This window comes from Nocardioides psychrotolerans, assembly GCF_943371775.1.
Lineage (GTDB): Bacteria > Actinomycetota > Actinomycetes > Propionibacteriales > Nocardioidaceae > Nocardioides > Nocardioides psychrotolerans_A.
This window is the reverse complement of sequence record NZ_CALRWD010000043.1, coordinates 21,010-36,091: the sequence shown is the minus strand read 5'-3', so window position 1 is coordinate 36,091 and position 15,082 is coordinate 21,010. Positions and strand designations below refer to the sequence as shown.

Genomic DNA, 15,082 nt, shown 5'->3' with positions numbered 1-15,082 from the left:
CCGCCGTCCGCGACGGCGACGACTGGGTCGTCAACGGCTCCAAGACCTTCATCACCAACGGCTACTCCGCCGACCTGGTCGTCACCGCGGTGCGCACCAGCCCGGAGAAGAAGGCCAAGGGCATCACCCTCTTCGCGCTGCCCACCGCCGCCGAGGGCTTCAGCCGCGGCCGCAAGCTCGACAAGGTCGGCCAGGACGAGTCCGACACCGCCGAGCTGTTCTTCGAGGGCCTGCGGGTCACCGACGACGACATCGTCGGCGAGCTCGACAACGGCTTCATCCACATGATGCAGAACCTCCCGCAGGAGCGGCTCGGCTGCGCGATCTCCAACCTCGCGCACGTCAAGCAGATCCTCGGCGAGACCATCGCCTACACGATCGACCGCAAGGCCTTCGGTGCCAGCATCGGCTCCTTCCAGCACAACAAGTTCCTCATCGCCGAGCTGGTCACCCAGATCGAGGTCACCCAGGCCTACGTCGACCAGTGCGTCATCGCGCACACCAAGAAGGAGCTCACCCCCGTCGACGCCGCCAAGGCCAAGTGGTGGACCTCGCAGGTGCAGAACGACGTGCTCGACCACTGCGTGCAGCTGCACGGCGGCTACGGCTTCATGAACGAGTACCGCGTCGCCCGGGCCTGGCGCGACGCCCGCGTCTCCAAGATCTGGGCCGGCTCCAACGAGATCATGAAGGAGCTCATCGGGCGCGACCTCGGGCTCTGAGCCCCGTCGGGACCGGGCCCAGCCGAGCCTCACCTTCCTTGCGAGCACCCGGGCGACCCAGGAGGATCGAGCCATGAGTGCTGAGACTGTGGACGTCGAGGTCGGGCCCCACGACGACGAGCCGCACGGCGAGGGCCTGCGCAGCCGGCTCAACTGGCTGCGCGCGGGCGTGCTCGGCGCCAACGACGGGATCGTGTCGACGGCCGGCCTCGTGGTCGGCGTCGCCGGTGCCACGACCGACCGCACGGCCATCGTGGTCGCGGGCGTCGCGGGGCTCGTCGCCGGCGCGATGAGCATGGCGGCCGGCGAGTACGTCTCGGTCAGCACCCAGCGCGACTCCGAGAAGGCGCTGCTCGAGAAGGAGCGCCGCGAGCTGCGCGAGGAGCCCGAGGAGGAGCTCGCCGAGCTCGCCTCGCTCTACCAGGACAAGGGCCTCAACGAGGCGACGGCGCTCGAGGTGGCCCGCCAGCTCACCGCGAAGGACGCCCTCAAGGCGCACGCCGACATCGAGCTCGGCATCGACCCCGACGACCTCACCTCCGCGTGGAACGCCGCCTTCGCCTCGATGATCGCCTTCACGCTCGGGGCGCTGCTGCCGCTGCTGACGATCGCCTTCCTGCCGGAGTCCACCCGCATCGCCGTCACCGTGGTCTCCGTCGCCGTCGCGCTCGCCATCACCGGTTGGGCCAGCGCCCGCTTCGGCTACGGGCCGGCGGGCCGCGCCGTCGCCCGCAACGTGGGCGGCGGGATCTTCGCGATGGCCGTCACCTACGGGATCGGGACCCTGCTCGGCACCAACCTCTGACATGGGCCAGCGGATGTTCGTCGCGCTGGTGCCGCCCGACCACGTGCTGGAGCACCTCGACGAGTTCCTCGCGCCCCGGCGAGAGGCGGCGTCCTTCCGGTGGTCGCTCCCGGAGCACCTGCACGTCACGCTGGCCTTCATGGCCTCGGTCCCGGAGCACCGGCTCGACGACCTCGTCGAGCGGCTCGGCCTCGCGGCCGCCCGTCGTACGCCGTTCACGACGCGGGTCGTCGGTGGCGGCGCCTTCCCCGACGTCGCCCGCGCCCGCGTGCTGTACGCCGGGTTGTCGCTGACCGGGGGCGTGCGTCAGGAGGTCGACCGGCTGGCCGCGGGCCTGCGCATCGCGGCGTCGACCGCCGGCACGGAGATCGACGGACAGCGCTTCCACCCCCACGTGACCCTGGCCCGCCTCGGGCGGCCCACCGAGGTGACCCGCTGGGTGCAGCTCCTCGACGGCTACGAGGGTCCGTCCTGGCAGGCCGACGAGGTCAGCCTGGTCGCGTCGCACCTCGGCGAGGGGCCGCACAAGCGACCGCGCTACGAGGTGGTCGAGACCTTCCCGCTGGGTGCCCGCTAGGCCGGCAGCGCCCGGACGATGTCCTCGACCCGCTCCTTGGCGTCGCCGAAGAGCATCCGCGAGTTGTCCTTGAAGAACAGCGGGTTCTGCACGCCGGCGTAGCCGGTGGCCATGGAGCGCTTGAAGACGATGACCTCGCGGGCGTTCCACACCTCCAGCACGGGCATGCCCGCGATGGGCGAGCCCGGCTCGTCGAGCGCGGCGGGGTTGACGGTGTCGTTGGCGCCGATGACCAGGACCACGTCGGTCGTGGGGAAGTCGGCGTTGATCTCGTCCATCTCGAGCACGATGTCGTAGGGCACCTTGGCCTCGGCGAGCAGGACGTTCATGTGGCCGGGCAGGCGCCCGGCGACCGGGTGGATCCCGAAGCGCACGTCGACCCCACGGGCGCGCAGCTTGGCCGTGAGCTCGGCGACGGGGTACTGCGCCTGGGCGACCGCCATGCCGTAGCCCGGCGTGATCACCACGCTCGACGCCCCCGCGAGCAGCTCGGCGGCCTCCGCGGCCTGGATCTCGCGGTGCTCGCCGTAGTCGCGGGCCTCGCCGGAGATGGCGCCGTCGGAGCCGAAGCCGCCGGCGATGACGGAGATGAACGAGCGGTTCATCGCCTTGCACATGATGTAGGACAGGATCGCGCCGGAGGAGCCGACGAGCGAGCCGGTGATGATCAGCAGGTCGTTGTCCAGCAGGAAGCCGGCGGCCGCGGCCGCCCAGCCCGAATAGCTGTTGAGCATCGAGACGACCACCGGCATGTCGCCGCCGCCGATGGCGGCGACCAGGTGGAAGCCGAGCGCGAGGGCAAGCGCGGTCATGAGCAGCAGCGGGACCAGCCCGTTGTCGTGGTCGTTCATGAACCACACGAGCAGTGCCAGCGACAGGACGATGATCGCGAGGTTGAGCAGGTGACGACCGGGCAGCGCCAGCGGGGTCGACTTCATCTTGGCGCTGAGCTTGAGGTTGGCGACGATCGAGCCGGTGAAGGTCACGGCGCCGATGAAGACACCGATGAAGACCTCGACCTCGTGGATCGCGCCGAGGGACCCGGTGGTCGGGGCCTCGGGGTCGAGGAAGGAGTTGATGCCGACCAGCACCGCGGCCAGGCCGACGAAGCTGTGCAGGATCGCGACCAGCTCGGGCATCCCGGTCATCTCGACGGTGCGGGCCCGCCACGCGCCGATCGCGGCACCGATGGCCATCGCGACGACGATCAGCGCCAGCGTCGAGCCGAGGCCCCGCCAGTGGTCCAGGGGATCGGGCAGCTCGGCCTGGCGGGCGGCGAGCAGCACCGTCGCGACCAGGGCGATGGCCATGCCGGCCATGCCGGCCAGGTTGCCGCGCTTGGCGGTCTCGTGCTTGGAGAGCCCGGCGAGCGCGCCGATGAAGAGCACCGCGGCGATGATGTAGCCGCCCTGCACCAGCCCCGGCAGCCTGTCGGAGGTCAGGAAGTCGCTCATGTCAGTCCTTCCGGAACATCTCGAGCATCCGGAGGGTCACGAGGAACCCGCCGAAGATGTTGATGCTCGCGACGAGCACGGCCACGGTGGCGAGGATCGCGATCGCCGGGTTGGTGCTGCCCACCTGGAGGATGCCGCCGACCAGGATGATCCCGGAGATGGCGTTGGTCTCGCTCATGAGCGGCGTGTGCAGGGCGTGCGCCACGTTGGAGATCACGTAGTAGCCCACGAACACGGCCAGGGCGAAGACCGTGAAGTGGTTGAGGAACACCGCGGGGGCGTAGGCCGCGAGCGCGAGGAACGTGACCGCTCCCAGCGCGGCGGCATAGGTCTTGCGGCGGGGGTCGGGCGGTGGCTTCGGGGCGACCGGCTCCGCGGGAGGCGCGGCGGCCACCGGTGCCGCCGAGACCTGCACCGGCGGCGGCGGCCACATCAGGGTGCCGTCGTGGACGACGGTGATGCCGCGCTGGACGACGTCGTCGAAGTCGAGGGTGAGCTGGCCGTCCTTGCCGGGCGTCAGCAGCTTGAAGAGGTTGACGACGTTGGTGCCGTAGAGCTGGGAGGTCTGGGCGGCCAGGCGGCTGGCGAGGTCGGTCCAGCCCAGGATCGTGACCAGGTTGTCGGTCACCACCCGCTCGTCGGGCTGCGTCAGCTCGCAGTTGCCGCCGTTGGCCGCTGCCATGTCGACGATGACGCTGCCGTTCTTCATCGCGGCGACGGTCTCGGCGCGCACGAGCACCGGCGCGGGGCGGCCGGGGATCAGCGCGGTGGTGATGACGATGTCGGCGGCGCGCACCTCCTCGTCGTACATCTTGGCCGTGGCGGCCTCCTGCTCGGCGGTCATCTCCTTGGCATATCCGTCGGAGCTGACCTCCTGCTCCATGTCGACTGTGACGAACTGGGCGCCCATCGACTCGACCTGCTCGGCGACCTCGGGGCGCACGTCGAAGGCGCGCACGATCGCGCCCATCGACCCGGCTGCGCCGATCGCGGCCAGCCCGGCGACGCCGGCGCCGACGACGAAGACCTTCGCCGGCGGGACCTTGCCGGCAGCGGTGACCTGGCCGGTGAACTGGCGACCGAAGGCGTGGGCCGCTTCGATCACGGCGCGGTAGCCCGCGACGTTGGCCATGGAGGAGAGCACGTCCAGCGACTGCGCGCGCGAGATCCGGGGGACGGCGTCCATCGCCAGGGCGGTCACGCCGGCGGCGGTCAGCTGCTCGACGAGCTCGGGGCTGCGCGCAGGGGCCATCAGCGAGACGATCGTGGCGGAGGGGCGCAGCAGGCCGATCTCGGCGGGCGTCGGGGCGTTGACCTTGACGACGACGTCGCAGGACCAGGCGTCGTCGGCGGACCCCACCGTGATGTCGGCGGCCTCGAAGGCGCTGTCCGGCTGGTCGGCCAGCGTGCCGGCGCCGGACTCCACGACGACCTCGTAGCCGAGCGCCGTCAGCTGGGCAGCGGTGATCGCGGTGGCGGCGACGAGGGTCTCGCCGGCCTTGGACTCGCGCGGGATGCCGATGCGCACGGATACCTCCTGGGGGTTGACCGTGCGTCAACCTACACAGGGGTCCTGGTGACCAGGGTCACGTCCGGCGCGTGGGCGCACGCCCGGGCGCAGCGGTCAGTGCGCGAGCCCGTAGAGCCGGTCGCCGGCGTCGCCGAGGCCCGGGACGATGTAGCCCTTCTCGTTGAGCTTCTCGTCCATGGCCGCCGTGACGACCGTGACGGGGACGTCGAGGCCGGACAGCTCGTCCTCGAGGCGCTGGCAGCCCTCGGGGGCGGCGAGCAGACAGATCGCGGTGATGTCGTCGGCGCCGCGGTCGGTGAGGAACTTGATGGCGGCCGCGAGCGTGCCGCCGGTCGCCAGCATCGGGTCCAGGACATAGCACTGGCGGCCCGAGAGGTCCTCCGGCAGCCGCTCGGCGTACGTCGACGCCTCGAGCGTCTCCTCGTTGCGCATCATCCCCAGGAAGCCGACCTCGGCCGTCGGCAGCAGCCGCATCATCCCGTCGAGCATGCCCAGCCCGGCGCGGAGGATCGGCACGACCAACGGCTTGGGCGTGGCCAGCGTGACGCCGGTGGTGGGGGACACGGGCGTCTCGATGTCGTGCGCCTCGACGCGGACGTCGCGGGTGGCCTCGTAGGCCAGCAGCGTCACGAGCTCGTCGGTCAGCGCCCGGAAGGTCGGCGAGTCCGTGCGCACGTCGCGCAGCGTGGTGAGCTTGTGGGCGACGAGCGGGTGGTCGACGACGTGGGTGCGCATGGGAAAACCCTAGTGGGCGGACTGGCCCCGGTGCCTCCGGCGTGCCACTCTGGGCGGGCGACATCCACCCAGCAGGACGGAGGGGAGCAGATGACCGATCAGCTCGAAGGCATCGACTACGCCCTCGCCGCCTACCGCGAGGAGGGTGTCTGGCAGGTCCAGGAGATGGTCCATGACCATCTCGTGGACGTCGACTCGCTCGCCCACGCCCTGCGCCGCTTCCCCGGTGACGGCGGCGCCGTGGGACTGGTGGCGATCGACGAGGACTTCTTCCTCATCGTGCGCGTGGCCGGTGCCAGCACCCGGGTCCTGCTCTCCGACATCACCGCCGCCGACGAGTGGGAGCTCGCCGGCTCGGCGGTCGACTTCCTGCACCTGCCGATGCCCGAGGAGGACGACGAGCCGGCCCCCGCCGGAGACCTCGACCTGCTCGGCGACCTCGGCCTCAACGCCATGGACCTCGCGATCCTGCTCGACGACGAGGACCTCTACCCCGACGACGCCCTCTCCGACATCGCCGGCAGCCTCGGCTTCGGCGAGCAGTTCGACGACGCGGTCGGCCTCACCAGCGCGTGAGCCCCACCGCCCCGTGGCGCGAGCCGATGCTCGCCGCCCTCGACGAGGCGCGCGCCGCCCTGAGCACCGGCGACGTGCCCATCGGTGCGATCGTGCTCGACCCGTCCGGCGCCGCGATCGCGACGGGCCGCAACGTCCGGGAGGCCGACGGTGACCCGACCGGTCACGCCGAGGTCGTCGCGCTGCGCGCCGCGGCGCAGGCCCGGGGGGAGTGGCGGCTCGACGGCTGCACCCTCGTGGTGACCCTCGAGCCGTGCACGATGTGCGCCGGAGCGGCGGTGCTGAGCCGGGTGTCCCGGATCGTCTTCGGCGCCTACGACGAGAAGGCCGGCGCCGTCGGGAGCCTCTGGGACGTGGTGCGCGACCGTCGGCTCAACCACCGACCGGAGGTGGTCGCCGGGGTCCTGGCGGTCGAGTCCGGCGCCCTGCTCGACGACTTCTTCGCCGCCCGCCGGCGAGAGATGTGATGAACGGGTCGTGAACCCCCTCCATTAGGGGGCGCGTTCATGCCCCCAGGGGTAACAATGGGTGTGTGAACCGTCGGAGTCTCCTCGCAGTCCTCGCCACGGTGGCCACGGCCGCCGTCGTGACGGCCGCGCCCGCGCAGGCTGACTCGACGGTCACCGTGCGCGGCACGTCGTTCCCCGACGCGGGGGCCGGCTTCTCCTACGTCGGCTGCGCGTCGCTCCACGACCGCGGCGCCGAGACCCTCGCCCCGACGATCGGCTTCGGACCGGCGCTGCCCCCGACCGGGATGCGCAGCCTCGGCTACGACCTCGCTGGTGGCTCGGCGATGGGCGCGCTCTTCTCGGTCGACTCGCTGCTCGACACGACCACTGCGAGCCTGGCGGCCTACGCCGAGGACGGCGGGAGCGGGGTGGCCTACGTCGGCTACCAGGCGCCCGCCGACGGCGGCACCAACGCCGCGTGGTTCGGCCGGGCCGAGCTGGTCCTGCTCCCGGGCGGCTGGCAGGAGGTCGACGCGACCGACCTGTTCTACGTCTGGTCCAAGCGCGACATGACGACCGGAGCCCTGCTGGAGCAGGGGCCCGAGCTCCCCTCGGACGTCGCGACCTTCACCGCCGCGCACGGCGGGGACGCCCCGGGGCTCTTCACCGTGGGCTACGGCTGCGACGGCGCGCCGTTCAGCATGGACACGCTGCGCCTGGGCACCCCGGGCGGCGTCACGACCTACGACCTCGAGGGCATGGCCACCAGCACCGCCATGGACATGGCCGGCGAGCAGACCGCGATCACCGCCGGCGAGCGCCTCGCCCTGCGCGGGACGATGCAGGTGACCGCGGGAGGCACGCGCGTGCCGGGCGCGAGCCTGATCCTGGAGCAGCAGGCGTTCGGCACCACGTTCTGGGAGACCGTCGACGTCGTGGACGGCGCCGACCCCACGGTGACGGTGGAGCCGTTGCGCCGCACGCTCTACCGCTGGCGTTTCGTCGACCGGCCTCTGGCCGAGGGCAGCGTCTCGTCGCCCTTCGTCGTCGAGGTCGCCCCCGTCGTCGAGGCCCGCGTCGACGGTGGTCGAGTCGTCGGCTCAGCCATCCCGGCGGTGCCGGGCACGCCCGTCACGCTCTGGCGCTCGCTGGACGGCGGCGACGCCGAGCCGGTCGCGCGCGGGGTCGTCGGTGACGCCGGCGTGTTCGAGGTGCTGATGCCCGAGGGGCGCGGTCGCTTCTACGTGACGCTGCCGGCGGTGCCCGGCAGTCTGCCCGCGACCTCCGCGGTCGTCCTGCCGCAGCCGCAGGGCACTACTCCCTAGCCGGCGACGCCCGCCGGGGCGTACTCCAGGTGCAGGACGCCGTGCTCGATGGTGCTCGACGAGAGCAGTGTCAACGGGGTCTTCGGGGTCTCCTCGAAGAGCCGCGCACCGCTGCCCACGGCCACCGGGTGCACCAGCAGCGCGAGCTTGTCGACCAGCCCCATGGCCAGCAGCGAGCGGACCAGGGTGGCGCTGCCGGAGAGGATGATGTCGCCGTCGGCACCCGCCCGGATCTCGCGCAGCTGGGTCTCGATCTCCTCGGGCGTGCCGGTGACCAGCGTGGTGTTCTGCCAGGTGGCCTCGGTGAGCGTCGCGGAGACGACGTACTTGGGGATCGCGTTGATGAACGGGCCGAAGCCGTCGTCGTCGGTGTTGGCTGTCCAGTAGGCCGACCACTGGTCGTAGAGGACGCGGCCCATCAGGAAGCCGGCGCAGGTCCCCATGCCGGCGCCCACCACGCCACCCATCTCGTCGCTCCAGTAGTCGAAGTGCCACTGGTCGGGCGACTCCACGACACCGTCGAGGGAGATGAAGAAGTTGCTGATGACCTGGCCCATGCGCTCAGACTGCCAGGGAGGCCGCGGCTCTCGCCAGGGCCTCGACGCGCGCCCAGTCGCCGTCGCGCAGCACGTCGGCCGGGGTGAGCCACGACCCGCCGACGCAGCCGACGTTGGGCAGCGCCAGGTAGTCGCCCGCGGTCGCCGCGGTGATGCCGCCGGTGGGGCAGAAGCGGGCGGCGGGGACGGGCGAGGAGATCGCCTTGAGGAACGCGGCGCCGCCCGAGGCCTCGGCGGGGAAGAACTTCATCTCGGTGAGCCCGGCCTCGAGCACGGCGAGGACCTCCGAGACGGTGGCCGTGCCGGGCAGGAACGGCAGCCGCGTGTCGATCATCGCCGCGAGCAGCGACGGGGTCGCACCGGGTGAGACGAGAAAGCGGGCGCCCGCGTCCTGGGCCTCGCGGGCCTGCGACGGCGTCACGATCGTGCCGGCGCCGACCAGGATCTCGGGGACCTCGGTCGCGATCGCGCGGATGGCCTCGAGCGCCACCGGGGTGCGCAGGGTCAGCTCGATCGCCGGCAGGCCGCCGTCGACGAGGGCCCGTGCGACGGGCACGGCGTCCTCGAGCCGATCGATCACCACGACCGGCATCACCGGCACGGCGTCGAGCAGGCTGGTGAGGAGCGGGGACTCAGACGTGCTGGACAAGGGGGACCTCCGTGAGGGGAACGCCGTAGGAGCCGAAGACGCTGGCGCCGGTGTCGGCCGCGCCGACCGTCGCGCGGAAGGCCGCGAAGAGCTCGCGCCCGGTGCCGGCCCACTCGTCTCCGTCGAGGGCGCGACCGGTCGCGGTGCGCTCGTGCAGGTCGGGCACGTCGATGCCGAGCAGCCCGCGCTCGGCGTCGACGGTGACCAGGTCGCCGTCGCGCACCTTGGCCAGGGGGCCGCCGAGGGCTGCCTCGGGCGTGACGTGGATGGCGGCCGGCACCTTGCCCGACGCCCCGGACATGCGTCCGTCGGTGACGATCGCGACCTTCTGGCCCCGGTCCTGGAGGACCCCCAGCGACGGGGTGAGCTTGTGCAGCTCCGGCATGCCGTTGGCGGCCGGGCCCTGGTAGCGGATCACGGCCACCAGGTCGCGTCCGTCGAGCCGGCCTTCGCCGAACGCGACGAGGAAGTCGTCCTGGTCGTCGAAGACCAGGGCCGGGGCCGTGACGACGCGGTGCTCGGGCTTGACGGCCGAGACCTTGATGACGCCCGTGCCGAGCAGGCCGGTGAGCACCTTGAGCCCCCCGTCGGCGGAGAACGGGTCGTCGGCCGGGCGCAGCACGTCGCGGTCGAGGCTGACCTCGGTGCCCTCCTGCCAGGTGAGCTCGCCCCCGTCGGCACCGCGCAGCACGGGCTCGCGGGTGTAGTGGCTCAGGCCGCGACCCATGATCGTCCGCACGTCCTCGTGGAGCAGCCCGTGCGCCAGCAGGGTGCGGACCAGGAAGCCGATGCCGCCGGCGGCGTGGAAGTGGTTCACGTCGGCGGAGCCGTTGGGATAGATCCGGCACAGCGACGGCACGACCGCCGACAGGTCCGAGAGGTCCTGCCAGGTCAGCGCGACACCCGCGGCGCGGGCGATCGCGACGAGGTGCATCGTGTGGTTGGTCGACCCGCCGCTGGCGAGCAGCGCCACGCAGGCGTTGACGATCGCCTTCTCGTCCACGACCTCGCCGATCGGCGTCGCCTCGTCGGCCGTGCCCTGGTGCGTGATCCCCACCGCGCGCGCCGCTGCGGCTCGCGTCAGGGCCTCGCGCAGCGGCGTGCCTGGGTTGACGAACGAGGAGCCCGGCAGGTGCAGGCCGAGCACCTCCATCAGCAGCTGGTTGGAGTTGGCGGTGCCGTAGAAGGTGCAGGTGCCGCGCGAGTGGTAGGACGCCGCCTCTGCCTCGAGCAGCTCGTCGCGACCGACCTTGCCCTCGGCGTGCAGCTGGCGCACGCGGGCCTTCTCCGAGTTGGGCAGACCCGAGGCCATCGGGCCGGCCGGCACGAAGACGGTCGGGAGGTGACCGAAGGACAGGGCCCCGATCAGCATGCCGGGCACGATCTTGTCGCAGACGCCGAGCATCAGCGCGCCGTCGAACATGTCGTGGCTCAGGGCGATGGCGGTCGACATCGCGATCACGTCACGGCTGTAGAGCGAGAGCTGCATGCCGTCCCGACCCTGCGTGATGCCGTCGCACATCGCCGGCACGCCGCCCGCGACCTGGGCGATCCCGCCCGCACGGGCGGTCGCCTGCTTGAGCACCGGTGGGTAGTCGCCGTACGGCTGGTGGGCGGAGAGCATGTCGTTGAAGCTCGTGACGATCGCCAGGTTGGGCTTGGTGCGTCCGCGCAGGGCGACCTTCTCGTCGGGCTCGGCGGCCGCGAAGCCGTGCGCGATGTTGGCGCAGCCGAGCTTGCCGCGGGCCGGGCCCTGGTCGGCTGCCGCGCGGATGCGGGAGAGGTACGCCGTGCGGCTGGGGCGGCTGCGCGCGACCAGGCGGTCGGTCACCTCCGCGACGACGGGGTGGGTGCTGCTGGGAGCGGGGGTGGGGCTCATGCGTCGGACTCCTGCCAGTGTCGGCCGTCGCGCTCGAGGAGCATGGCGGCTGCCGAGGGCCCGCTGGTGCCTGCCGGGTAGCGCTTGGGGCGGTCGGGGGCGGTCTGCCACCGCCGGAGGATGGGCTCGACCCAGGTCCACGCGGCCTCGACCTCGTCGCGGCGCATGAAGAGGGTCGGGTTGCCGCGGATGACGTCCATCAGGAGCCGCTCGTAGGCGTCGGGGGAGCGCTCGGTGAAGGTCGTCGCATAGCTCAGGTCGAGCGAGACCGGCCGCAGCCGGATGCCGCCGGGACCGGGCTCCTTGGCCGTCATGTGCAGGCGCATGCCCTCGTCGGGCTGGACCTGGATGTGCAGCCGGTTGGCCGACGTGACGCCCTCGCTGTGGGGGAACATCGCGTGCGGCGGCTCCTTGAAGACCACCACGATCTCCGACATCCGGCGATCCATCCGCTTGCCGGTGCGCAGGTAGAACGGCACGCCGGCCCAGCGCCAGTTCTGCACCTCGGCGCGCACGGCGACGAAGGTCTCGGTGCTGCTGCCGGGGTGGCCGATGTCGTCGGTGTAGGACGGCACGGCCACGCCGTCGACGAGCCCGGCGGTGTAGCGGCCGCGCACCGTGCTCCGGTCGACGTCCTCGGGGCTCATCGGCTTGAGCGCCTGGAGCACCTTGAGCTTCTCGTCGCGCACGGTCTCGCGCCCGACGTAGGTCGGCGGCTCCATCGCGACGAGGCAGAGCAGCTGGAGCAGGTGGTTCTGCACCATGTCGCGCAGCGCGCCGGAGGTGTCGTAGTAGCCGCCACGGTCACCGACCCCGAGGGTCTCGGAGACGGTGATCTGCACGTGGTCGACCCAGCGCGAGTTCCACAGCGGCTCGAGGAAGGTGTTGGCGAAGCGCGTGACCAACAGGTTCTGCACGCTCTCCTTGCCGAGGTAGTGGTCGATGCGGAAGATCTGCTGCTCGGAGAAGACGCGACCGACCGCGTCGTTGACCGCGCGGGCCGACTCCAGGTCGGTGCCGATGGGCTTCTCCATCACCACGCGCGAGGAGTCCTCGACGACCCCGGCGGCGCCGAGCCGCTCGCAGGTCGGCCCGAAGAGCGCCGGGGCGATCGCGAGGTAGAACACCCGCACGACCTCCTCGCCGCTCTCCGGGTCCTGGGCGGGACGGTCCTTGAGCAGGTCGTGGAGCAGGTGCCAGCCCTCGGGGTCGCGGGAGTCGAGGGTGAGGTGGCGGACGCGGCCGACCAGGCGTCGTACGGCGTCCTCGTCGAGCTCGTCGGCGGTCACGTGGGTGTGCAGGGCCTCGCGGACGGCGTGGCGGTAGCCCTCGTCGTCGACGTCGGTGCGCGAGACCCCGATGATCCGGGTGCCCGCAGGCAGCTGGCCCTCGAGCTCGCGCTGGTAGAGGGCGGGCAGGAGCTTGCGCAGGGCCAGGTCGCCGGTGCCGCCGAAGACCGTGAAGTCGCACGGGGGCAGACCGGCGGAGAGCTCGGTGGCGGGGAGGGTCACCGTTCAACGGTAGGACCGAAGAGTGCTCCCGGCAAGCATAACTTGGGCTTTGTTTAGACAAAAGTGGGCGGAATGGACGATCCAGGCGGGCGCAAGCGCCTAGGATCGAGGTCATGACCACCGCCGGCGACGTCCTCGAGCTCGTGCGCTCGGGGCGGGCGAGCACCCGCTCGCAGCTCCGGGTGCAGACCGGTCTGTCGCGCACGGCCGTCGTCGCCCGGGTCGCGGCGCTCGCCGAGGCGGGCCTGCTGCTCGTGGGCGAGGAGCTCGCCTCGACCGGAGGGCGCCCGCCGGGCAGCATCGTCTTCAACAAGGACGCCGGGGTCGTGCTGGCCGCGGCGATCGGGCGCTCCCGCTCGCAGCTGGCGGTCTTCGACCTGCTCGGCGCCGAGCTCGCGATCTCCGCCGTGGACCACGAGGTGGGGGCGGGGCCCGAGGTGGTCATGCCCGCGGTCGCGACCCACCTGGGTCGACTCCTGGACGAGGTCGCGGCCGGCCGGCCGGTGCTGTCGATCGGGATCAGCCTGCCCGGCACCGTCGACCCCGTGCGGGGGGTCAGCGTCGACTCGCCCGTCATGGGCGGCTGGGACGGTGCCGACCTGACCCACTACCTCGCCGATGTCGCCCAGGCGCCGACCTTCGTCGGCAACGACGCCGACGTGCTGGCCCGCTCCGAGCGGCTCGGCCACGCGACCGGCTTCTCCGACCTCATCGTCGTCAAGGCCTCGACCGGTCTCGGGCTCGGCATCATCGCCGAGGGCCGGGTCATCTCGGGGCACCTCGGGGGCGCCGGCGAGATCGGCCACACCAAGGTGGACGCCGCCGCAGGCCGCCCCTGTCGCTGCGGAGACACTGGCTGCCTGGAGACCCTGGCCGGCGGGTGGGCCCTGGTCGCCCGGCTGACCGAGTCGGGTCGCCGGGTCGACCACGTGCGCGACCTGGTGGCGCTGGCCGCGGCCGGCGACGCCGACGCCAAGCAGCTGCTGCGCGAGAGCGGTCGCCAGCTGGGCGAGGTCCTGGCCGTGGCCATCAACCTGCTCAACCCGCAGGCGGTCGTCATCGGCGGCGACATGGCAGCCGTCTTCGACGTCTACGCCGCGGGCGTGCGCGAGAGCGTCTACGCCCGCGCGTCCGCGCTCGCCACCCGCGACCTGCAGTTCCTCCCGTCCACGTTCGGCGACCGGGCCGGTCTGGTCGGGTGCGCGTCGATGGCGCTGGAGCAGGTGCTCAGCCCGGCGGCGGTCGACGCCCGCCTGCTGGAGCGATCGCCGGTCGGCACCCGCTAGCGTCTGCGGATGCCCAGCCCGCTGCCAGCCCTCGTGATCGGTCGGGAGCCCGGCCCGGTCCTCCACGTGCTCCCGCTGGGCGCGACCGTGCACCGGCTCGAGGTCGGTGCGCAGGTGCGCCGCAACGTGGTGCTCGGCCACGCCACGGAGCAGGAGTATCTCGCCTCGCGGGACTTCGTCGGCGGCCTGATCGGTCGCTACGCCAACCGCATCGCGGGCGGCCGCTTCGAGATCGACGGGGTCGCCCACGAGGTGGGCGCCAACGACCGCGGTCATGCCCTGCACGGCGGGCCCGACGGCTTCCACCGCCGCACGTGGGAGGTCGTGTCGCATCGCGACGACGAGCTCCTGCTCGCGCTCGAGAGCCCCGACGGCGATCAGGGCTTCCCGGGACGGGTGTCGGCGCGGGTGCGCTACGCCGTCGTCGGCGACACGGTCGTCGTGGAGATGACGGCGACCACCGACGCGCCGACGCTGGTCAACCTGACCCAGCACACCTACGTCGACCTCGACGGCCAGGACGGTGCGGGCGACGTGCGCGACCAGGTGCTGCGCGTCAGCGCCGGGCGCTTCACCCCGACCGACGACACCGGCATCCCGCTCGGCGAGCACCAGGACGTCGCGGGCACCCGCTTCGACCTGCGTGAGCCGGTCCGGCTGGGCGACGTCGTCGGCGACGGCATCGACCACCACTACGTGCTCGAGGGGCGCGGCCTTCGAGCGGTCGCGGAGCTCACGTCTCGTCGTACGGGGATCTCGCTGGTGGTGGCGACCGACCAGCCCGGGCTGCAGGTCTACACCGGGCAGGGCTTCGACGGCTCCCGCCGCTCGGTCGACGGCGTGCCCTACGGGCCCTTCGCCGGGATCGCGCTCGAGCCGCAGCTGGCGCCCGACTCACCGCACCACGAGGGGCCCGACTGGCCCTCGGCGGTCCTGCGACCGGGCGAGACCTACTCCTCGGTCCTGGAGTGGCGCTTCGCTGATTAGTACAGATCACCATCGCGGCGGGACTCGCCGTCGGACTAC

The 15,082-nt window shown here is 72.2% G+C and carries 15 protein-coding genes; 8 read left to right on the top strand and 7 right to left on the bottom strand.

Annotation, left to right across the window (positions count from 1 at the left end; all coding sequences use genetic code 11):
* The 3 genes from AAG827_RS13300 to thpR form a co-directional block, all read left to right on the top strand.
* Positions 1-722, top strand: a 722-nt coding sequence (locus AAG827_RS13300) for an acyl-CoA dehydrogenase family protein (RefSeq protein ID WP_341926523.1), incomplete at its 5' end; no start/stop codon positions are given.
* A gap of 73 nt (positions 723-795) precedes the next feature.
* Positions 796-1,527, top strand: coding sequence for a VIT family protein (locus AAG827_RS13295; RefSeq protein WP_341926522.1), 732 nt, complete (start codon positions 796-798; stop codon positions 1,525-1,527).
* Position 1,528: 1 nt separating this feature from the next.
* Positions 1,529-2,104, top strand: coding sequence for an RNA 2',3'-cyclic phosphodiesterase (gene thpR, locus AAG827_RS13290; protein WP_341926521.1), 576 nt, complete (start codon positions 1,529-1,531; stop codon positions 2,102-2,104).
* Here thpR and pntB read toward each other — a convergent pair.
* From pntB to upp, 3 genes are all read right to left on the bottom strand, one after another.
* A complete protein-coding gene (gene pntB / locus AAG827_RS13285; protein WP_341926519.1) occupies positions 2,101-3,558 on the bottom strand; it encodes a Re/Si-specific NAD(P)(+) transhydrogenase subunit beta in 1,458 nt (485 codons plus the stop codon). The two genes, thpR and pntB, sit on opposite strands and share 4 nt — an antisense overlap.
* 1 nt (position 3,559) lies before the next feature.
* Complete coding sequence (locus tag AAG827_RS13280) at positions 3,560-5,086, bottom strand: Re/Si-specific NAD(P)(+) transhydrogenase subunit alpha (protein WP_341926518.1); 1,527 nt, start codon at positions 5,084-5,086, stop codon at positions 3,560-3,562.
* A 96-nt stretch (positions 5,087-5,182) separates the two neighbouring features.
* The gene (gene upp / locus AAG827_RS13275) at positions 5,183-5,824 is read right to left on the bottom strand and encodes a uracil phosphoribosyltransferase (RefSeq protein ID WP_341926516.1); all 642 of its coding nucleotides are present in this window, start codon (positions 5,822-5,824) and stop codon (positions 5,183-5,185) included.
* Positions 5,825-5,914: 90 nt separating this feature from the next.
* Here upp and AAG827_RS13270 point away from each other — a divergent pair, with 90 nt between their 5' ends.
* The 3 genes from AAG827_RS13270 (at position 5,915) to AAG827_RS13260 (ending at position 8,174) form a co-directional block, all read left to right on the top strand.
* Positions 5,915-6,400, top strand: coding sequence for a tRNA adenosine deaminase-associated protein (locus tag AAG827_RS13270; protein WP_341926515.1), 486 nt, complete (start codon positions 5,915-5,917; stop codon positions 6,398-6,400).
* Between the two features lie 26 nt (positions 6,401-6,426).
* Entirely contained in the window at positions 6,427-6,867 is a 441-nt protein-coding gene (locus tag AAG827_RS13265; RefSeq protein WP_341926524.1) for a nucleoside deaminase, read from the top strand.
* 65 nt (positions 6,868-6,932) lie between these two features.
* A complete protein-coding gene (locus AAG827_RS13260; RefSeq protein WP_341926514.1) occupies positions 6,933-8,174 on the top strand; it encodes a hypothetical protein in 1,242 nt (413 codons plus the stop codon).
* Here AAG827_RS13260 and AAG827_RS13255 read toward each other — a convergent pair.
* From AAG827_RS13255 to zwf, 4 genes are read right to left on the bottom strand one after another with little or no spacing between them, the layout of a single operon-like run.
* Entirely contained in the window at positions 8,171-8,731 is a 561-nt protein-coding gene (locus AAG827_RS13255) for a dihydrofolate reductase family protein (RefSeq protein WP_341926512.1), read from the bottom strand. The two genes, AAG827_RS13260 and AAG827_RS13255, sit on opposite strands and share 4 nt — an antisense overlap.
* Positions 8,732-8,735: 4 nt before the next feature.
* Positions 8,736-9,380 carry a bifunctional 4-hydroxy-2-oxoglutarate aldolase/2-dehydro-3-deoxy-phosphogluconate aldolase gene (gene eda / locus AAG827_RS13250; RefSeq protein ID WP_341926511.1) on the bottom strand — a complete coding sequence of 215 codons (645 nt, stop codon included), beginning with the start codon at positions 9,378-9,380 and terminating at the stop codon, positions 8,736-8,738.
* Positions 9,364-11,259, bottom strand: a complete 1,896-nt coding sequence (gene edd, locus AAG827_RS13245; protein ID WP_341926509.1) for a phosphogluconate dehydratase — start codon at positions 11,257-11,259, stop codon at positions 9,364-9,366. Before edd ends, eda begins: the two co-directional genes overlap by 17 nt.
* Positions 11,256-12,770 carry a glucose-6-phosphate dehydrogenase gene (zwf, locus tag AAG827_RS13240; protein ID WP_341926508.1) on the bottom strand — a complete coding sequence of 505 codons (1,515 nt, stop codon included), beginning with the start codon at positions 12,768-12,770 and terminating at the stop codon, positions 11,256-11,258. Before zwf ends, edd begins: the two co-directional genes overlap by 4 nt.
* Positions 12,771-12,883: 113 nt before the next feature.
* Between zwf and AAG827_RS13235 the strand changes: the two genes are divergently transcribed.
* On the top strand, positions 12,884-14,056 hold the full coding sequence (locus AAG827_RS13235; RefSeq protein WP_341926507.1) for an ROK family protein: 1,173 nt from the start codon (positions 12,884-12,886) through the stop codon (positions 14,054-14,056).
* A gap of 9 nt (positions 14,057-14,065) precedes the next feature.
* A complete protein-coding gene (locus AAG827_RS13230; protein WP_341926506.1) occupies positions 14,066-15,043 on the top strand; it encodes an aldose epimerase family protein in 978 nt (325 codons plus the stop codon).
* Positions 15,044-15,082 lie beyond the last annotated feature (39 nt).

Coding starts and splice junctions, on each gene's coding strand:
- thpR (WP_341926521.1), top strand. CDS start 1,529: ATGGGCCAGCGGATGTTCGTCGCGCTGGTGCCGCCCGACCACGTGCTG.
- AAG827_RS13270 (WP_341926515.1), top strand. CDS start 5,915: ATGACCGATCAGCTCGAAGGCATCGACTACGCCCTCGCCGCCTACCGC.
- AAG827_RS13265 (WP_341926524.1), top strand. CDS start 6,427: ATGCTCGCCGCCCTCGACGAGGCGCGCGCCGCCCTGAGCACCGGCGAC.
- upp (WP_341926516.1), bottom strand. CDS start 5,824: ATGCGCACCCACGTCGTCGACCACCCGCTCGTCGCCCACAAGCTCACC.
- edd (WP_341926509.1), bottom strand. CDS start 11,259: ATGAGCCCCACCCCCGCTCCCAGCAGCACCCACCCCGTCGTCGCGGAG.
- AAG827_RS13295 (WP_341926522.1), top strand. CDS start 796: ATGAGTGCTGAGACTGTGGACGTCGAGGTCGGGCCCCACGACGACGAG.
- pntB (WP_341926519.1), bottom strand. CDS start 3,558: ATGAGCGACTTCCTGACCTCCGACAGGCTGCCGGGGCTGGTGCAGGGC.
- AAG827_RS13255 (WP_341926512.1), bottom strand. CDS start 8,731: ATGGGCCAGGTCATCAGCAACTTCTTCATCTCCCTCGACGGTGTCGTG.
- AAG827_RS13235 (WP_341926507.1), top strand. CDS start 12,884: ATGACCACCGCCGGCGACGTCCTCGAGCTCGTGCGCTCGGGGCGGGCG.
- AAG827_RS13230 (WP_341926506.1), top strand. CDS start 14,066: ATGCCCAGCCCGCTGCCAGCCCTCGTGATCGGTCGGGAGCCCGGCCCG.